14 protein-coding genes are annotated in these 15,285 nt (G+C 58.4%); 6 read left to right on the top strand and 8 right to left on the bottom strand.

Annotated elements, in window-relative coordinates; genetic code table 11:
- Positions 1 to 756: 756 nt before the first annotated feature.
- The 7 genes from ACRER8_RS06710 to amaB all read right to left on the bottom strand — a co-directional run bounded on the left by ACRER8_RS06710 (position 757) and on the right by amaB (position 9,313).
- The gene (locus ACRER8_RS06710; protein WP_431745564.1) at positions 757 to 1,473 is read right to left on the bottom strand and encodes an ABC transporter ATP-binding protein; all 717 of its coding nucleotides are present in this window, start codon (positions 1,471 to 1,473) and stop codon (positions 757 to 759) included.
- Positions 1,470 to 2,345, bottom strand: coding sequence for an ABC transporter ATP-binding protein (locus ACRER8_RS06705; protein ID WP_431745563.1), 876 nt, complete (start codon positions 2,343 to 2,345; stop codon positions 1,470 to 1,472). Before ACRER8_RS06705 ends, ACRER8_RS06710 begins: the two co-directional genes overlap by 4 nt.
- Complete coding sequence (gene livM / locus ACRER8_RS06700; RefSeq protein WP_431745562.1) at positions 2,345 to 3,640, bottom strand: high-affinity branched-chain amino acid ABC transporter permease LivM; 1,296 nt, start codon at positions 3,638 to 3,640, stop codon at positions 2,345 to 2,347. The genes ACRER8_RS06705 and livM overlap by 1 nt, the downstream gene beginning before the upstream one ends.
- A gap of 2 nt (positions 3,641 to 3,642) precedes the next feature.
- The gene (locus ACRER8_RS06695) at positions 3,643 to 4,557 is read right to left on the bottom strand and encodes an ABC transporter permease subunit (RefSeq protein ID WP_431745561.1); all 915 of its coding nucleotides are present in this window, start codon (positions 4,555 to 4,557) and stop codon (positions 3,643 to 3,645) included.
- A gap of 181 nt (positions 4,558 to 4,738) precedes the next feature.
- Positions 4,739 to 5,872 (bottom strand): branched-chain amino acid ABC transporter substrate-binding protein, encoded by a 1,134-nt coding sequence (locus ACRER8_RS06690; protein WP_431745560.1) that lies wholly within the window; start codon positions 5,870 to 5,872, stop codon positions 4,739 to 4,741.
- Between the two features lie 357 nt (positions 5,873 to 6,229).
- A complete protein-coding gene (gene amaA / locus ACRER8_RS06685; RefSeq protein ID WP_431745559.1) occupies positions 6,230 to 7,513 on the bottom strand; it encodes an L-pipecolate oxidase in 1,284 nt (427 codons plus the stop codon).
- 309 nt (positions 7,514 to 7,822) lie between these two features.
- Complete coding sequence (gene amaB, locus ACRER8_RS06680; protein WP_431745558.1) at positions 7,823 to 9,313, bottom strand: L-piperidine-6-carboxylate dehydrogenase; 1,491 nt, start codon at positions 9,311 to 9,313, stop codon at positions 7,823 to 7,825.
- A gap of 162 nt (positions 9,314 to 9,475) precedes the next feature.
- On the opposite strand from amaB, the gene ACRER8_RS06675 reads away from it, so the two are divergent.
- The 4 genes from ACRER8_RS06675 (at position 9,476) to ACRER8_RS06660 (ending at position 14,087) form a co-directional block, all read left to right on the top strand.
- Positions 9,476 to 10,381, top strand: a complete 906-nt coding sequence (locus ACRER8_RS06675; RefSeq protein ID WP_431745557.1) for a LysR family transcriptional regulator — start codon at positions 9,476 to 9,478, stop codon at positions 10,379 to 10,381.
- A 374-nt stretch (positions 10,382 to 10,755) separates the two neighbouring features.
- Positions 10,756 to 11,955, top strand: a complete 1,200-nt coding sequence (pncB, locus tag ACRER8_RS06670) for a nicotinate phosphoribosyltransferase (protein ID WP_431745556.1) — start codon at positions 10,756 to 10,758, stop codon at positions 11,953 to 11,955.
- Between the two features lie 62 nt (positions 11,956 to 12,017).
- A complete protein-coding gene (nadE, locus tag ACRER8_RS06665) occupies positions 12,018 to 12,845 on the top strand; it encodes an ammonia-dependent NAD(+) synthetase (RefSeq protein WP_431745555.1) in 828 nt (275 codons plus the stop codon).
- Between the two features lie 216 nt (positions 12,846 to 13,061).
- Entirely contained in the window at positions 13,062 to 14,087 is a 1,026-nt protein-coding gene (locus tag ACRER8_RS06660) for a DUF1338 domain-containing protein (RefSeq protein ID WP_431745554.1), read from the top strand.
- Positions 14,088 to 14,153: 66 nt separating this feature from the next.
- On the opposite strand, the gene azu is transcribed toward ACRER8_RS06660, so the two are convergent.
- On the bottom strand, positions 14,154 to 14,600 hold the full coding sequence (gene azu, locus ACRER8_RS06655; protein WP_431745553.1) for an azurin: 447 nt from the start codon (positions 14,598 to 14,600) through the stop codon (positions 14,154 to 14,156).
- 192 nt (positions 14,601 to 14,792) lie between these two features.
- Here azu and ACRER8_RS06650 point away from each other — a divergent pair, with 192 nt between their 5' ends.
- Together ACRER8_RS06650 and ACRER8_RS06645 are read left to right on the top strand one after the other, a co-directional pair.
- Positions 14,793 to 14,936 carry a hypothetical protein gene (locus tag ACRER8_RS06650; RefSeq protein WP_431745552.1) on the top strand — a complete coding sequence of 48 codons (144 nt, stop codon included), beginning with the start codon at positions 14,793 to 14,795 and terminating at the stop codon, positions 14,934 to 14,936.
- Between the two features lie 94 nt (positions 14,937 to 15,030).
- Entirely contained in the window at positions 15,031 to 15,204 is a 174-nt protein-coding gene (locus tag ACRER8_RS06645) for a hypothetical protein (protein ID WP_431745551.1), read from the top strand.
- Positions 15,205 to 15,285: the final 81 nt, after the last annotated feature.

The following is a 15,285-nucleotide window of genomic DNA, read 5'->3' as shown; positions in this document are numbered from 1 at the left end:
GGCAGTTTTACCCACCTTATCCACAGTCAGGCTCACAAAAACCGGGGGCAACTCAAAAACTGCAAGCCGCGCCATACGGGGCCTGTGGGCAAGTCGTCGGCTGATTTCGCTTGACCCGCCGCCGGGTATCTGCAAACCAATGCGCAACCATTTTGGGCAAACGGACAGGATCTAGCCGATAAGGCTAGAGATTGCGCTACCTGCGGCAGTCTTTCCAAGGGTTGCGCACAGAGTTATCCACAGGCTTCCGTATGCGTAAAGCTGTATAAAAAACCAGCCCTAAAAGCGTTGACAAACAGCTCTAAAATATCGGTCAAACCCATTGATCAATTATTGAACACATCGCTGCAGACCACGCAAATCAAGGGCTGTAGCCAACTGCCACCAACTTATTCACAGCCAGTTCCACAGTAAAACTGAACAAGTCAAAACCGTGACAAAACAACCATTTGCAGCGGCTATATGTCGCGCTTTGGCAGCTGTTCAAAATTGTTTTCCACAATTCGCCAGCTTGCTAAACAAAACGCTTTAAAACCGTGCAATCGAGGGGAGTGACATCTGTAGCAGCACGGGCTTGCCGGCGTTAGCGGCCTTGTGATCGCTGCCGCCGACAAGCCGGACCGCCACGGGGATTTGTGTGTACGCCAGATCCGGCGACATGCAGAACCTGTAAAGACGGCGCGCTCGCCTGAAACGAAAAACGCCCCAGGTGTTATCCCCCGGGGCGTCCTTTGTTCACGCGGCACTGTAGAACAATCAATGCCCGCCGAGATAAGCGTTCCTGACCTCCTCGTTCGTCAGCAACTCCTGCCCCGTGCCTGTGAGACGAATCTCGCCGTTGACCATCACGTAGGCGCGGTCGGACAGCTTCAGAGCATGGTTGGCGTTCTGCTCGACCAAAAAGATTGTCATCCCCGTTTTCGCCAGTTCACGCAACGTGGAGAAAATCTGCTTAACGATGATCGGCGCCAGCCCCAGACTCGGTTCATCCAACAGCAACAGCTTCGGCCGACTCATCAACGCACGCGCGATCGCCAGCATCTGCTGTTCACCGCCGGACATCGTCATCGCCCGCTGATTACGGCGCTCCTTGAGGCGCGGAAACAGCTCGAACATCCGCTGCATATCCTCACCGGCGTACTTATCCCCAATCGGGATGGTACCCATCATCAAATTCTCTTCCACCGACATATCGGGGAACACTCGGCGACCTTCCGGCGACTGCGCGATGCCGTTGGACGCAATGTAGTGCGAGGACTTCTGAGTAATATCAGTGCCCTGGTAAATGATCTGCCCGCGGGCGGCACGCGGCTGGCCGAAGATCGACATCAGCAGCGTGGATTTACCCGCGCCGTTGGAGCCGATCAGGCTGACGGTTTCGCCTTCGTCGATATGCATCGAGACTTTCTTCAGGGCCTGAATCGGCCCGTAATACACATCGATCTCTTTCAGTTCGAGGATCGGCTTACTCATACCAACTCCTCTTCATCAGCACCCAGATACGCAGCGATCACTTTCGGATCGTTGCGGATCTGTTCCGGCTTGCCCTTGGCGATCACGTTGCCGTGGTCGAGCACGACGATATCGTCGGAAATTCCCATGACCATACCCATGTCGTGCTCGATCAGCACGATGGTCATGTCGTGGTCGTCACGCAGGTGGCGAATCATGCCGCTCAGGGCTTCGGTTTCCTGCGGGTTGAGGCCTGCCGCCGGTTCGTCCAGGCAGATCACCTGTGGGCGGGTGCACATGGCGCGGGCAATTTCCAGACGGCGCTGCTGGCCGTAGGAAAGCTCACCGGCAAGACGGTTGGCGCAGTCCACCAGATCGACCACTTCCAGCCAGTAAAAGGCCGTATTCATGGCGTCTTCTTCGGCCTTGCGGTAGCCCTTGGTGTTGAGGATCCCGGCAATCATGTTGCGGTTGACCCACATGTGCTGGGCGACCAGCAGGTTCTCGACGACCGACATTTCCTTGAACAGGCGAATGTTCTGGAACGTGCGCGCAAGCCCCGCGCGGTTCACCAGGTGCGTACCACCGAACATCTTGTAGAACAGGCGGCTGCCGAAGCGCTTGGGCGAAGCGAAATCGCTGACGCGGAATTGCTCGCCGAGCAGCTGGATCACATTGGTTTTCTTGCCGCGCGCGTTCAATTCGATGCGCCCGCCCGTGGCTTTATAGAAGCCGGTCAGGCAGTTGAACACGGTGGTCTTGCCCGCGCCGTTAGGGCCGATCAGGGCAAAGATCGAATTGCGACGCACCTCGAGGCTGACGTCGCTGAGGGCCTTGATGCCACCGAAGTGCATCATCAGGTTCTCAACGGAAAGAACGATTTCGTCGCTCATCACGCGCCCTCCACTTTTGCCAGCACGCCTTTGCGTGGTTGTACGCCGGTACGGCTGATACGGATCAGGCCACGTGGGCGCCAGATCATCATCAGCACCATCAGGATGCCGAACAGCAGCACGCGGTATTCGGCGAAGCTGCGCAGCATTTCCGGGGCAACGGTCAGTACGAATGCAGCGATCACCACGCCGACAGTCGAGCCCATGCCGCCGAGCACGACGATGGCGAGGATCAGCGCTGACTCGAAAAAGGTGAACGACGTCGGGTTGACGAAGCCTTGGTAGCTGGCGAAGAACACCCCGGCCAGACCCGCGGTCGAAGCACCGATGGTGAACGCCGAAAGCTTGACCAGTACGTGATTCAGGCCCATCGAGCGGCAGGCAATTTCGTCCTCACGCAGGGCTTCCCATGCGCGGCCGACCGGCATGCGGGTCAGGCGATGCTTGATGTACAGCACAGCCAGCACCACCAGGAACAGCACGGTATAGATGAAAATGAATTTCAGGTCCGGGTTGTATTCGAAACCGAAGTATTCGTGAATCGGAATCCCGCCATCTCTGGCGCGACGCCCGAACTCCAGGCCGAAGAACGTCGGCGAAGGCACTGCCACACCGTTCGGACCGCCAGTGAACGACAGCCAGTTGTTGAGCACCAGACGAATGATTTCACCAAAGCCCAGGGTCACAATGGCCAGATAGTCGCCGTGCATGCGCAGCACCGGAAAGCCCAGAATGCACCCGGCGAATGCTGCAGCGATGGCCGCCAATGGCAATGCCGACCAGAAACCAAGGCCCAGGTACTGGTAACCCAGCGCCAAACCGTAGGCGCCGATGGCGTAGAACGCCACGTAACCCAAGTCGAGCAGACCGGCCAGGCCGACCACGATGTTCAGGCCAAGGCCCAGCAGCACGTAGATCAGCCCGAGGATGACGACGGTCAGCAGGTATTTGTCGGCGAACACCGGGAAGATCACAGCGATTACGATCATCAACGGAATGATGAAGCGCAGCCGGGTTTTGTAACCCGGAGGCAGCACGTGCACGCCGGAACCCGTGCTTTCGAAGCTCTGGGCAATGGCCACGCCCTTTGGCGTTTGCAGGAACAGGCTCATCAGGAAACGACCGACCATCACCACGCCGACCAGCGCGGCAACGCGCCCCGGTTGCGTGTTGAAGCCGTAACCGTCCAGCACGATGCCGACGATCGGTCCGAACACGATCAGTGCCAGCAAGCCGGCAACGACCGCGTCGATCAGGCTTTGTTTGATATCGATGGGTTTGACAGGAGCGGACATGGTTACACCTTCGCCACGAGTGGGCGACCCAGCAGGCCTTGAGGACGGAAGATCAGGATCACTACCAGCAGGCCGAAACTGAACACGTCTTTATAGTCGGAGTTGATCAGACCGGAGAATTGCGACTCGGCAACCCCCAGGATCAACCCGCCGAGCATCGCGCCCGGCAACGAACCAATACCGCCGAGTACCGCTGCGGTAAAGGCCTTGATGCCGATGACAAAGCCGGCGAAAAAGTCGAAGGTGCCGTAGTTCATGGTGATCAGTACGCCGGCCAATGCCGCCATGGCTGCACCGATGACGAATACATAGGAGATGATCCGGTCAGTGTTGATACCCAGGATCGAGGCCATCTTGCGATCCTGCTGCGTGGCGCGGCACATGCGGCCCAGCTTGGTGTACTTGATGATGTAGGTCAGCACGCCCATGCCAATGAACGCGGCAATCAGGATGAAGATCTTGGTGTAGGTGATCTGCACGAAACCACTGCCGACGTCGAAACGCATGGCGCCTTCGAGCAGGGTTGGAACGCCTTGTTGGCGTGGGCCCTGGGCGATCTGCGCGTAGTTCTGCAGGATCAGCGAAATACCGATGGCACTGATCAGCGGTGCCAGACGGGTCGAATTACGCAGCGGTCTGTAAGCCACGCGCTCGATGACGAAGCCGTACACACCAGTCACCACGATGGTGAAGATCAGCGTGCCGAGAATCAGGAAAGGGAACGATTCGATACCGAAGAAAGACAGCACGGCCAGGCCGATTGCTGCGAGATAGGCGGAGATCATATACACGTCGCCGTGGGCGAAGTTGATCATGCCGATGATGCCGTAGACCATCGTGTAACCGATGGCGATCAGGCCGTAGACCGAACCAAGGGTCAGGCCGTTGACCATTTGCTGCAGGAAAATACCATCCATCACGCACGCTCACGAACTTGAAAGGCCAACCTGGCACGGACCGGATATCTCCTCGTGAGAAATAGCGGCCGTGCGCGAAGGCAACAGAAGAATACGACGCTGCGCGGGGCAGCATCGATTACCGGAGGGGTCGAATCGAGGTCCAAACCCGCGAGACGACCCGTCCGACTAGAAGCTCAACTCACTTCTGTTTTTCGAGCTGGTGGTATTTGCCGTCCTTGTCCCACTGGTAAACCACATAGTCGGAGACCTTCAGGTCGCCTTTGGCATCCCAGGTTTTGCTGCCCATGACAGTGGTCACGTCATGGGACTTGAGGAACTTGGCGGCGTCTTCGCCTTTGTTCGACTTGGCGCCGTTGAAGCCAGCGGCCAAGGCCTGAACCGAAGCGTAGGCGTACAGGGTGTAGCCTTCAGGCTCGTAACCGGATTTGCGGAACTGCTCGACCACGGCCTTGCTGTCTGGCAGCAGACGCGGGTCGGCGCCGAAGGTCATGTACACGCCGTCGACGTATTGTGCGCCGCCAGCGGTGGTGACCAATTCGTCGGTTACAACGCCGTCATCGGACATGAATTTCACGTCCTTGAGACCTTGTTCACGCAGTTGGCGAACCAGTGGACCGGCTTCCGGGTGCAGGCCGCCGAAGTACACGACGTCGGCACCCACGCTGCGAATCTTGGTGACCAGTGCGCTGAAGTCTTTCTCGCCGCGGGTCAGACCTTCTTCCAGCACAGGCTTCACGCCGCGAGCGGTCAGCTGCTTCGCGGTGGCGTCTGCCAGGCCCTTGCCGTACGTGTCTTTGTCGTTGATGACAGCGATTTTCTTGCCTTTGAGGACGTCGACGATGTAATCGCCAGCGACCACGCCTTGCTGGTCATCACGGCCGCACATACGGAACATGGCGCTCAGGCCGCGTTCGGTAACGGTCGGGTTGGTGGAACCTGGGGTAATCGCGATGATGCCGGCTTCGTCGTAGACTTCCGACGCTGGGATGGTCGAAGACGAGCAGAAGTGACCGACCACACCGGCCACTTTGTCCGACGCCGCTTTGTTGGCCACGGTCACTGCCTGTTTTGGCTCGCAAGCATCGTCATAGGCGGTCAGAGCGATTTTCTCACCGTTGACTCCCCCCGCTTCGTTGATCGCATCGGCTGCCGCTTGAGCGCCTTTCATGTACTGCTCACCGAATGAGGCGTTGGCGCCTGTCATTGGACCTGCGACGCCGATTTTTATTTCCGCCTGCGCAAATGTAGCCGCACCCATTGCAGTAGCCACTGCGAGTGCCAGAAAGCCTTTCCTGTAAAACGTCTGCGACATGAGTTGGTGCTCCTAGGTTTTTTAATTAGCACTGCGACCACGCATAACCCGCGAGCAAGTGGCGTGCCATCGGTTTTTTATTCTGCAAAAAGTCATGATTTTGTTGTTATTCGACTGTTTCGAGCCCTTTTTAACTGGGCGTGCAACCGTCTAAACCGCGCAAGGTGCAACCATGCGACTGAAAAAGAGCAACCCTCCCTTATAAACTTCGCAACCCGGCCAACCTGACCTGTATAACCCTGTTGTTACAGCATGCGTCACCGAACTGCACACCATCAGTGCGCAATCGCTACGGGACGCACCATTTGAGGTTAGTGGACATACGCAAAAGCGTTGTTTTATGTCAGGAAACTGATCTCAGATCACAACCCTGAGACACTGTCCGGCATGGTATAGCGAAAAGCCAGTTTCATACAAAGAGCTACGTAAACCGATGGCGGACAGCGGCTGCATGGCGGTGAAAGGGATGGGCAGCACATCCGGGCTGCCGCTGCACAGGTAATCGGCGAACGCTTTGCCCACGACGGTGCCCGTGGTATTGCCGCGTCCGTTATAGCCGGTCATTGCGACCAGTCCTGGTGCAGGCTCGTACATTCGCAACAGGTGATCGGGCGTGAAGTCGATGCAGCCGGTCCAGGTGCACTCCCACTCGACCTTCTTCAGATACGGGAAGTAATGCTGCTGAACCCGATCGGCCCAGGCCTTGAGGAACCAGATGGGTTTCTTATTGCCGTTACCCAGGCTGCCGAGCAACAGGCGCCCATCGGCGTCACGACGAATACTGCTCAGCACCTGACGCGTATCCCACGAGCCTTGCCCACCGGGCAGAATCTGCCTGGCTGCATCCTCAGTGAGCGGAGCTGAAGCGACCTGGTAGTAATAACCGGGGAAGAAACTGCGGCGCAGTTCGGTCCACTGGCCTTCGGTGTAGGCATTCGAGGCGATGACTACTTGATCGGCGATGACCGAACCGTGCTCGGTAATCACACACCAGCGCTGGCCTTGACGCTCAAGACGCCTGACCGGCGAGTGGTCATACCGCTCGCCACCGAGCCGGGTGACTGCAGCAGCCAGGCCACTCGTGTAGGCCATCGGATTGATGGTGCCCGCGCGATGGTCGAGCAAGGCGGAGGTGATTTCCTTGGTGCCGGTGGCTTCCTGGCAGGTTTTGCCAGTCAGCAACTCGATCGGCGCCCCGCGGCGGCGCCATTGTTCTTCGCGGCTGCGTAGATCGACTTCGCCCTTGGCGTTATGCGCCATGTGCAGCGTGCCCTTGCGGGTGGCCTGGCAATCGATGGCGTATTTTTCGATCAGGTTGAACACCAACGACGGCGCGTTGCCGAGCATGGCATTGAGCTGGCTGCCGACTTTCTCGCCGAAACCAGCTTCGATCTCGTCGGGCGGGATCCACAGCCCGGCGTTGACCAATCCCACGTTGCGCCCCGAGCCGCCCTGACCGGTGCGATGAGCCTCGACGATGGCGACCTTCTTGCCCTGTTCGAGCAGGTGAAGCGCTGCCGACAACCCCGTGACGCCTGCGCCAATAACGCATACATCAACGGTCACCTCCCCCTTCAACGCCGCCGCCTCAGGCCTCTGCGGCGTCAGCGTTTCCCATAGACATTCTTCGCGTAGCGGCATCGCACAACCTCGGAAAGAGACACGTTACCGACCGTCCCCATGCTCCGCGTGGGAACGCAGTTCGTGACGCTGTGCGTCACACGAAAACGGACGCATAGCGTCCATCAAGGCATGCCCACGCACAGCGCGGGCACGATCATCACAATCGATCAATACGTCGTCCGATCGGACGCAATCGCGAATGAATTCGCTCCCACAGGATCGCGCATGACCTGTGGGAGCGAATTCATTCGCGATAAAAGTCAACGCAGATCCGGGGGTGTTCTCTGACGTGCCTGAAAACACCCCACAATGTTCAAGCAAGAATGCTTAGTCGAACGTAATGCCCTGCGCCAACGGCAGTTCGCGGGAGTAGTTTACGGTCGCGGTCTGGCGGCGCATGTAGCCTTTCCACGAATCGGAACCGGACTCACGGCCGCCGCCGGTTTCCTTCTCGCCACCGAACGCGCCGCCGATCTCTGCACCACTCGGGCCAATGTTGACGTTGGCGATACCGCAGTCGCTGCCCAGCGCCGAAATGAATTGCTCGGCCTCGCGCACGTCGGTGGTGAAGATACACGAGGACAGGCCTTGTGGAACGTCGTTGTTCAGGCGCACCGCTTCGCTGAATTCGTCATAACCGACCACGTACAGAATCGGCGCGAAGGTTTCGCTGCGCACCACATCGCTCTGCTCCGGCATCTCGACGATGGCAGGCGAGACGTAGTACGCATTGGGGAATTTGTCGGCCAACTGCCGCTTGCCACCGAACACCTTGCCGCCTTCGCTCAAGGACTGTTCCAGGGCTTCCTGCATGTTTTCGAAACTTTGCTTGTCGATCAGCGGGCCGACCAGATTGCCTTCCAGAGGATGACCGATGCGCACTTTGGCGTAGGCCGCTTTCAGTCGCTCGACGAACTCGGCCTTGACCGACGAATGCGCGATCAGGCGACGCAACGTGGTGCAGCGCTGCCCCGCAGTACCCACGGCGCTGAACAGCACGGCGCGCACGGCCAGGTCCAGATCGGCACTCGGGGTCAGGATCATGGCGTTGTTGCCGCCCAGCTCCAGGATGCTGCGGGCGAAACGTGCGGCAATCTTCGGCGCCACTTCGCGGCCCATGCGGGTGCTGCCCGTGGCACTGATCAGCGCAACGCGGGAATCGTCCACCAGCGTCTCACCGGCTTCACGACCACCGATCACGCATTGAGCGAGGTACTGCGGCGCATCGGCGAATTCAGCGGCGACACGGTCGAACAGCGCCTGACAGGCCAGGGCGGTCAGCGGGGTCTTTTCCGATGGCTTCCAGATCACCGAGTTGCCGCACACCAGCGCCAGCGCGGTATTCCACGACCAGACCGCGACCGGAAAGTTGAACGCGCTGATCACGCCGACCACGCCCAGCGGATGCCAGGTTTCACGCATGTGGTGGCCTGGACGTTCGGATGCGATGGTCAGGCCGTAGATCTGGCGGGACAGACCGACCGCGAAGTCGCAGATGTCGATCATTTCCTGTACTTCGCCCAGGCCTTCCTGAGTGATCTTGCCGGCTTCCCAGGACACTAACTCGCCCAAATCGGTCTTGTGTTTGCGCAGGGCCTCGCCGAACAGGCGAACCAGCTCGCCGCGGCGCGGGGCAGGCACTTTGCGCCAGGCTTCGAAAGCGTGCTCGGCGCGGGTGATACGTTGCTCGACCTCGGCGGCACCTTCCCAGCTCACCGAAGCGACCTGACTGCCATCGACCGGCGTATGAACAGGTTTGTCGCCCTTCTGATAAAGAGCAGGGTCGACACCGAGGCGGGTTAGCAGATCGTTGAGCATGATTTCTCCTGGATTCTGGTAAAGCGTTCACGCGAATGCGGAATGCCGGGATACGGTGGTTTCGTCAGCCTCTAGTAATAGCTGGCCTTGAGCCGGTCAACAAACGACCATTAAGCGAGATATCATTCCGTTTTTTCATGCTGATGCCGAGCAGGCCTGAATATGCTGAACAAACGTCATCTACCGTCCGTCACGGCACTGCAATGTTTCGAAGCGGTGACCCGGCACCTGAGTTTCACACGTGCCGCTGAAGAACTGAACCTGACGCAAAGTGCGGTCAGCAAGCAGGTCGCGCAACTTGAGGAACTGGTCCAGCATCTGCTGTTCAGGCGCGTGCGTCGACGCCTGCAACTGACGCCCGCAGGCGCGTTGTACCTGGCGGAAGTGCGAAAAGTTCTCACGCAGATGGAGATGTCCACGCACTTTCTGCGTTCCTACGGCGGCGAAACCGAAGTGCTGCGAGTCTCCACGCCTTCGACCTTCGGCGCACGCTGGCTGGTCCCACGGCTGAAGGGCTGGCGGCTGCGTCACCCGCATATTCATCTGGATCTGGTGAACGAACAGGAAAGCGACGATCTGGCCCAGAGCCGCTGCGACATGTCGTTTTATTTCGGTCAAGGCGCCCGCCCCGGCGCGGAAAGCGTGAAGCTGTTCGGGGAAGAACTGGTGCCGGTCTGTTCCCCCGGCAGCCTTCCGGATAAACCCTTCACCGATCCGACACAGCTGGCCGACCTGGTCCTGCTGCAAAACGCTCACCGGCCGCAGGGCTGGCCTGAGTGGTTTGAAAGTCAGGGCTACCAGACCGAGCACAGCTATCACGGGCCGCGCTTCGAGACGTTCTATATGTGCATCCGCGCCGCACAAGTGGGCTGTGGCGTGGCTTTGCTGCCGCGCTTCTTAGTGGAAGAAGAACTGGCGGATGGCAAGCTGATCATCCCCTGGCAACACGCACTGCCGAGCCGCGATGCGTACTACCTGGCCTACGCGGAACACGCGGCGGAAGTGCCGAAGATTCGGGTGTTCGTGGAATGGATGCTGGAGCAGCTGAATCAGCCGACGCCGCAGTGAATGAGCTGGCGCATATCCCTGTAGCAGTCCCGCTTGCCGACGTGACGCTTCTGGATCGCGATCAGGCGCCTCTCCCCCTGAGGGAGCGAATTCATTCGCGATACGGCGCGATGGACGATAAAGAATGCAGCGGATGTACCGCCCCTCGCGAATGACTTCGCTCCCGCAGTGACCATACGCAGCCAGGACCGCGGCGTTGGTGAAACATTTCTGCCCCAACACGGCGACGACTGGCATTATGTCCGTCATCGTCAATAACAAGCCGGACGTAGTGGCATCAAGCCAATATCCGCCGCCGCCACAAGGCTGTATGCGACATCGACTCGATTTTCATGAGCCGCACATTTGCGGCTACTGCTGGCTGGAGCGACACAATGAGTGAGAGCGCTTTCGCAGATCGCATCGTTCAGAACCTGCTCGATACCGACCTCTACAAGCTGAGCATGATGCAGGCTGTGCTGCACAACTACCCCAACGTCGACGTTGAGTGGGAGTTTCGCTGCCGCAATGGGGAAGACCTGCGGCCTTATTTGATGGAGATTCGTCACCAGATCGAACAGCTTTGCGATCTGTCCCTGAGCGTCGAAGAAACCGGGTTTCTGGAGCGCATCAATTTCATGAAGCCAGACTTTCTGCGCTTCCTCGGCCTGTTTCGCTTTAACCTGCGCTACGTACAAACCACTATCGAAAACGACGAACTGTGTATCCGTCTCTCAGGCCCCTGGCTGCACGTGATCCTGTTCGAAGTACCAATCCTGGCGATCGTCAGCGAAGTTCGAAATCGCTATCGCAACCCCAACACGCTGCTGAGCCAGGCGCGCGATCAGTTGTATCGCAAATTCGACTGGCTGACCGCCACCGCCACCCCCGATGAGCTGGCAGAACTGAAAGTCGCTGACTTCGGCACTCGTCGGCGCTTCTCTTTCGCGGTGCAGGAAGACGTCGTTTCGGTGCTCAAGAAGGATTTCCCTGGCCAGTTCGTCGGCACCAGCAACGTCTATCTGGCGCGCAAATTCGACCTCAAGCCGCTCGGCACCATGGCCCACGAATGGATCATGGCGCATCAGCAACTGGGGCCGCGCCTGATCGACAGCCAGATCGCCGCGCTCGATTGCTGGGTCCGCGAATACCGCGGCCTGCTGGGGATAGCCCTTACCGACTGCATCACCACCGACGCATTTCTGACTGATTTCGATCTGTTCTTCGCCAAGCTTTTCGATGGTCTGCGCCATGATTCGGGCGACCCGGTTCAGTGGGCCGAGAAATGCATCAGCCACTACCAGAAGCTCGGCATCGACCCGATGAGCAAGACACTGGTGTTCTCCGATGGACTGAACTTGCCCAAGGCGCTGGAAATATTTCGTGCCCTGCGTGGTCGGATCAATGTCAGTTTCGGCATCGGCACCAACCTCACCGCCGATGTGCCAGGCATCGAGCCCATGAGTATCGTGCTTAAAATGACCGCCTGCGCCGGTCAGCCCGTTGCGAAGATTTCCGACGAGCCCGGCAAGACGCAATGCAAGGATCCGGAATTCGTGTCCTACCTGCGTCACGTATTCAAGGTGCCAGCCTGACTCGAGCACCGCTTTAACCGTTTTGAATGCCTATTTTTCTTCTTCTGAAAAAGGAGTCAATCATGCAAGCCGTACAGCTCGAGATCGCCAAGGAGCTCAAGGTTCAGGCACCCTTCGCCAATGAGGGCGAGCTTGAAACCGAGGTCGCACGTCGAATCCAGTTCATTAAGGACTGCCTGCAGAACGCCCGCCTGAAAGTGTTGGTTTTGGGTATCAGCGGCGGCGTCGATTCGCTAACTGCGGGCCTGCTCGCTCAGCGCGCAGTCAAGGAACTGCGCGAAAGCACGGGTGACGGCGCCTACCAGTTCATCGCCGTGCGCCTGCCGTATGACATCCAGCACGACGAACACGAAGCCACCGCTTCGGTGGATTTCATCAAGCCGGACGAGCGTCACACCGTGGACATTGCGCCTTCGGTCAACGCGCTGGTCAAACAGGTCAAGGCCTTCGAAGGTCAGCCCGACGCGGCCGTGGATTTCGTCAAAGGCAATATCAAGGCGCGCACGCGCATGGTCGCGCAATACACCATTGCCGGCGTACGCGGCGGTCTGGTGATCGGCACCGACCACGCGGCGGAAGCGGTGATGGGATTCTTTACCAAATTCGGCGACGGCGCATGCGACCTGGCCCCATTGAGTGGTCTGGTGAAAAATCAGGTACGCGCCATTGCCCGTAATTTCGGTGCGCCGGAATACCTGGTCGAGAAAATTCCGACTGCTGACCTCGAAGACCTGATACCCGGCAAACCGGACGAAGCGTCCCACGGCGTGACCTATGCCGAGATCGACGCCTTCCTTCATGGCCAACCGCTGCGTCAGGAAGCGTTCGACATCATCGTGAACACGTATCGCAAGACTCAGCACAAGCGCGACCTTCCTTACGCCCCGTAGTATTGCCGCGATCGATTTGTAGCAGCACGGCTTGGCGACGGTAGCGATGCTTATGGCGCCGCCGCCGGCAAGCCGTGCTGTTACAGGAGACCGGCGTGGACAGTCCATTCTCCATTCATTCTGAAAAGGAATGAACCCGTCGTTTTTTTTCGCTTGATGGCGTCTGCCATCGGGGCTTACAAAGCGTTCTGACTTTCTCGCTCAGAGCCGCTATCCATGACCGCTTTCCAAGGCCTCTTCTCTCTCGTCGCTTCAACCGTTGGCCAGCCTGCTGCAGACTGGCTCGAACGCCGTGTCGAAGTCCCGCAGGCGCTGCAGAATTTTTCCTGGTCCGATGATGCCATTCATCGTGTCTGGCTGGCCGAAGCGCTGAACTTGTGCCTGTTCCATAAGCTGGTGGAAGCGGTGCCCGACGGCCTGCGGTACGTCGACGAGCAGTTTGAAAGCGGTCGCAAAGTGGTCTTCGATCATGGCGCCATCCGTACCGTGGACTGGCCGCAAAACGGCGAGCTGCCACGAGGTCGTCAAGCCTTCTCGCGCTTGCTGGAGCCGCTGGGCTTCACCGACGTGCGCACCTATCCGCTGACCAAACTGAACATGACTGGCTGGGGCTATCGGCAGATGGACTTACCGGAAGACATCGCGCAGTTCTTCGTTTCCGAACTGCATCCGGGTCGTTTGAGCCAGACGTTCCAGGATGCCGTGAGCCGCGTGGTTGGCTCCAGCCGCGATCCGCTGAGCAGTGAGGATTTGAGCATTCTCAAACGCCTCCACGCGACCCGGCATTGCAGTCTCGAAGAAGCCTCACGCCTGCTGCCGGGCCTGTATCGCGCGTTCGGGCGCCAGCATGGCGTTGTGCAGGAAGCCGATTATCATCAGTTGCTCAGTGAAAGCGCGGAAATGGCCTGGATATCTACCGAGGGCAACAGCTTCAACCACCTGACGGATCGGGTGGAAAACCTGGAAGCTACGGTTGAAGAGCAGATCCGTCGCGAGCGGCCGATGAAGGACAGCATCGAGGTGTCGGGCTCAGGACGTGTGATGCAGACGGCTTACAAGGCCTGCAGCGTGGGCCGCGATCTGCTGGATGCCAATGGCGTGCTCAAGGCGCATCAAGTGCCGGGGTCGTTCGTCGAATTCATTCAGCGCAAGATCGATCCCGAGAACGGGAAAATCGACCTGAATTTCGACAGCAGCAATGCGCAGGGGATTTTCAAGATGACGGATTCGAAGCGGGCGTAACTGGACGGGAACGTTACCTCCCAACTGTAGGAGCCGCTTGCTGCAAGCGGCTCCCCCATAAAAAGCTTACTTCAGCGTCACAGTGCCTTTCATCATGCTGATGTGGCCTGGGAACGAGCAGAAGAATCCGTATTTTTCGTTCGGATCGAGCTTGGAAACGTCGATCTTCAACGAATCGGTCTCGCCCGCGCCGATGATCTTGGTGTGAGCGATAACGCGTGCATCGCCCTCTTTCAGATAATCCTTGTCGATTCCGGCGCTCAGACCGTCGGTGGCGATCGGTTGCATGTCAGCTTCTTTACTGATCACCAGGTTATGGCCCATGACGTTCTTCGGCAGACTGCCGGAGTGCTTCAGGTTAACGGTGAACTCCTTGCAGCTCTTGTCGATTTCGATGGCCTTGGTGGTGAAGGACATCTGATCGGTAGAGTCGACGTCCACTGAACATTCAGCAGCCAGTAGATGGCCGCTGGCCAGGGTCAGCAGGGATGCAGCGACGAGCTTGCGAATCATGGTGAGTCTCCTGAATGGGGTTGCTCTTGTGTTTTTGTATACAAAGAGTGCCCTAACTTTAAACAATTTAACAACTACATATTGTGAAACATGTCTAGACGGCATCTATCAGAGCCATCGAGACAATCACTCAGCGCCCGCCACTGTGTCCTCCTAAGATGAGCTTGTCACTCATCCATCAGGACGATTCTCATGCAACTCAATAGCCTCTTCCGCAGTTTGCTCGCCGCCTATGCCTGTGGCGCCAGCGGCGATTACGACAGTGCCCGTCAGGAGTACAGTGAGTACCGCCGCACCGTTCACGAGCTTGATCGGACAGGATTTACAAGGGTCTAACCGAAAACCAGGCGGTCTGCGCAAAATACAGGTCCGGCTGAGCGTCGTTCTCAGGCAGAATGACCAGACCTATTGCCCGCCTCGAGGATTGCCCATGGCCAAACCCAACTATTCCTTCGCTAAACGTCAACGCGATCTGGCTAAAGAGCAGAAGAAAGAGGAAAAGGCACAGCGCAAGCAGGCCGAAAAGGCAGAGGCCGAGGCTGGAGAAGGCGAGGCGGCTGAACAGGCGGTTGAACAGCAGGAAGAAGACAAGCCGGCTGAATGAGCAAAATTGCGGATCTCTGCACGACCCGATCCAGTGTGGGCAGACGCAATACCGTAGGAACGCGCTTGCCCGCGATGCGAC

This window comes from Pseudomonas sp. (assembly GCF_050739935.1).
In the GTDB taxonomy this organism is placed as follows: domain Bacteria; phylum Pseudomonadota; class Gammaproteobacteria; order Pseudomonadales; family Pseudomonadaceae; genus Aquipseudomonas.
The sequence above is the reverse complement of the archived record's forward strand: the minus strand, read 5'-3'. Positions and strand labels throughout refer to the sequence as shown.

Coding starts and splice junctions, on each gene's coding strand:
- nadE (WP_431745555.1), top strand. CDS start 12,018: ATGCAAGCCGTACAGCTCGAGATCGCCAAGGAGCTCAAGGTTCAGGCA.
- ACRER8_RS06645 (WP_431745551.1), top strand. CDS start 15,031: ATGGCCAAACCCAACTATTCCTTCGCTAAACGTCAACGCGATCTGGCT.
- ACRER8_RS06690 (WP_431745560.1), bottom strand. CDS start 5,872: ATGTCGCAGACGTTTTACAGGAAAGGCTTTCTGGCACTCGCAGTGGCT.
- livM (WP_431745562.1), bottom strand. CDS start 3,640: ATGTCCGCTCCTGTCAAACCCATCGATATCAAACAAAGCCTGATCGAC.
- amaA (WP_431745559.1), bottom strand. CDS start 7,513: ATGCCGCTACGCGAAGAATGTCTATGGGAAACGCTGACGCCGCAGAGG.
- ACRER8_RS06705 (WP_431745563.1), bottom strand. CDS start 2,345: ATGAGCGACGAAATCGTTCTTTCCGTTGAGAACCTGATGATGCACTTC.
- ACRER8_RS06660 (WP_431745554.1), top strand. CDS start 13,062: ATGACCGCTTTCCAAGGCCTCTTCTCTCTCGTCGCTTCAACCGTTGGC.
- azu (WP_431745553.1), bottom strand. CDS start 14,600: ATGATTCGCAAGCTCGTCGCTGCATCCCTGCTGACCCTGGCCAGCGGC.
- pncB (WP_431745556.1), top strand. CDS start 10,756: ATGAGTGAGAGCGCTTTCGCAGATCGCATCGTTCAGAACCTGCTCGAT.
- ACRER8_RS06695 (WP_431745561.1), bottom strand. CDS start 4,557: ATGGATGGTATTTTCCTGCAGCAAATGGTCAACGGCCTGACCCTTGGT.
- ACRER8_RS06710 (WP_431745564.1), bottom strand. CDS start 1,473: ATGAGTAAGCCGATCCTCGAACTGAAAGAGATCGATGTGTATTACGGG.
- ACRER8_RS06650 (WP_431745552.1), top strand. CDS start 14,793: ATGCAACTCAATAGCCTCTTCCGCAGTTTGCTCGCCGCCTATGCCTGT.
- ACRER8_RS06675 (WP_431745557.1), top strand. CDS start 9,476: ATGCTGAACAAACGTCATCTACCGTCCGTCACGGCACTGCAATGTTTC.
- amaB (WP_431745558.1), bottom strand. CDS start 9,313: ATGCTCAACGATCTGCTAACCCGCCTCGGTGTCGACCCTGCTCTTTAT.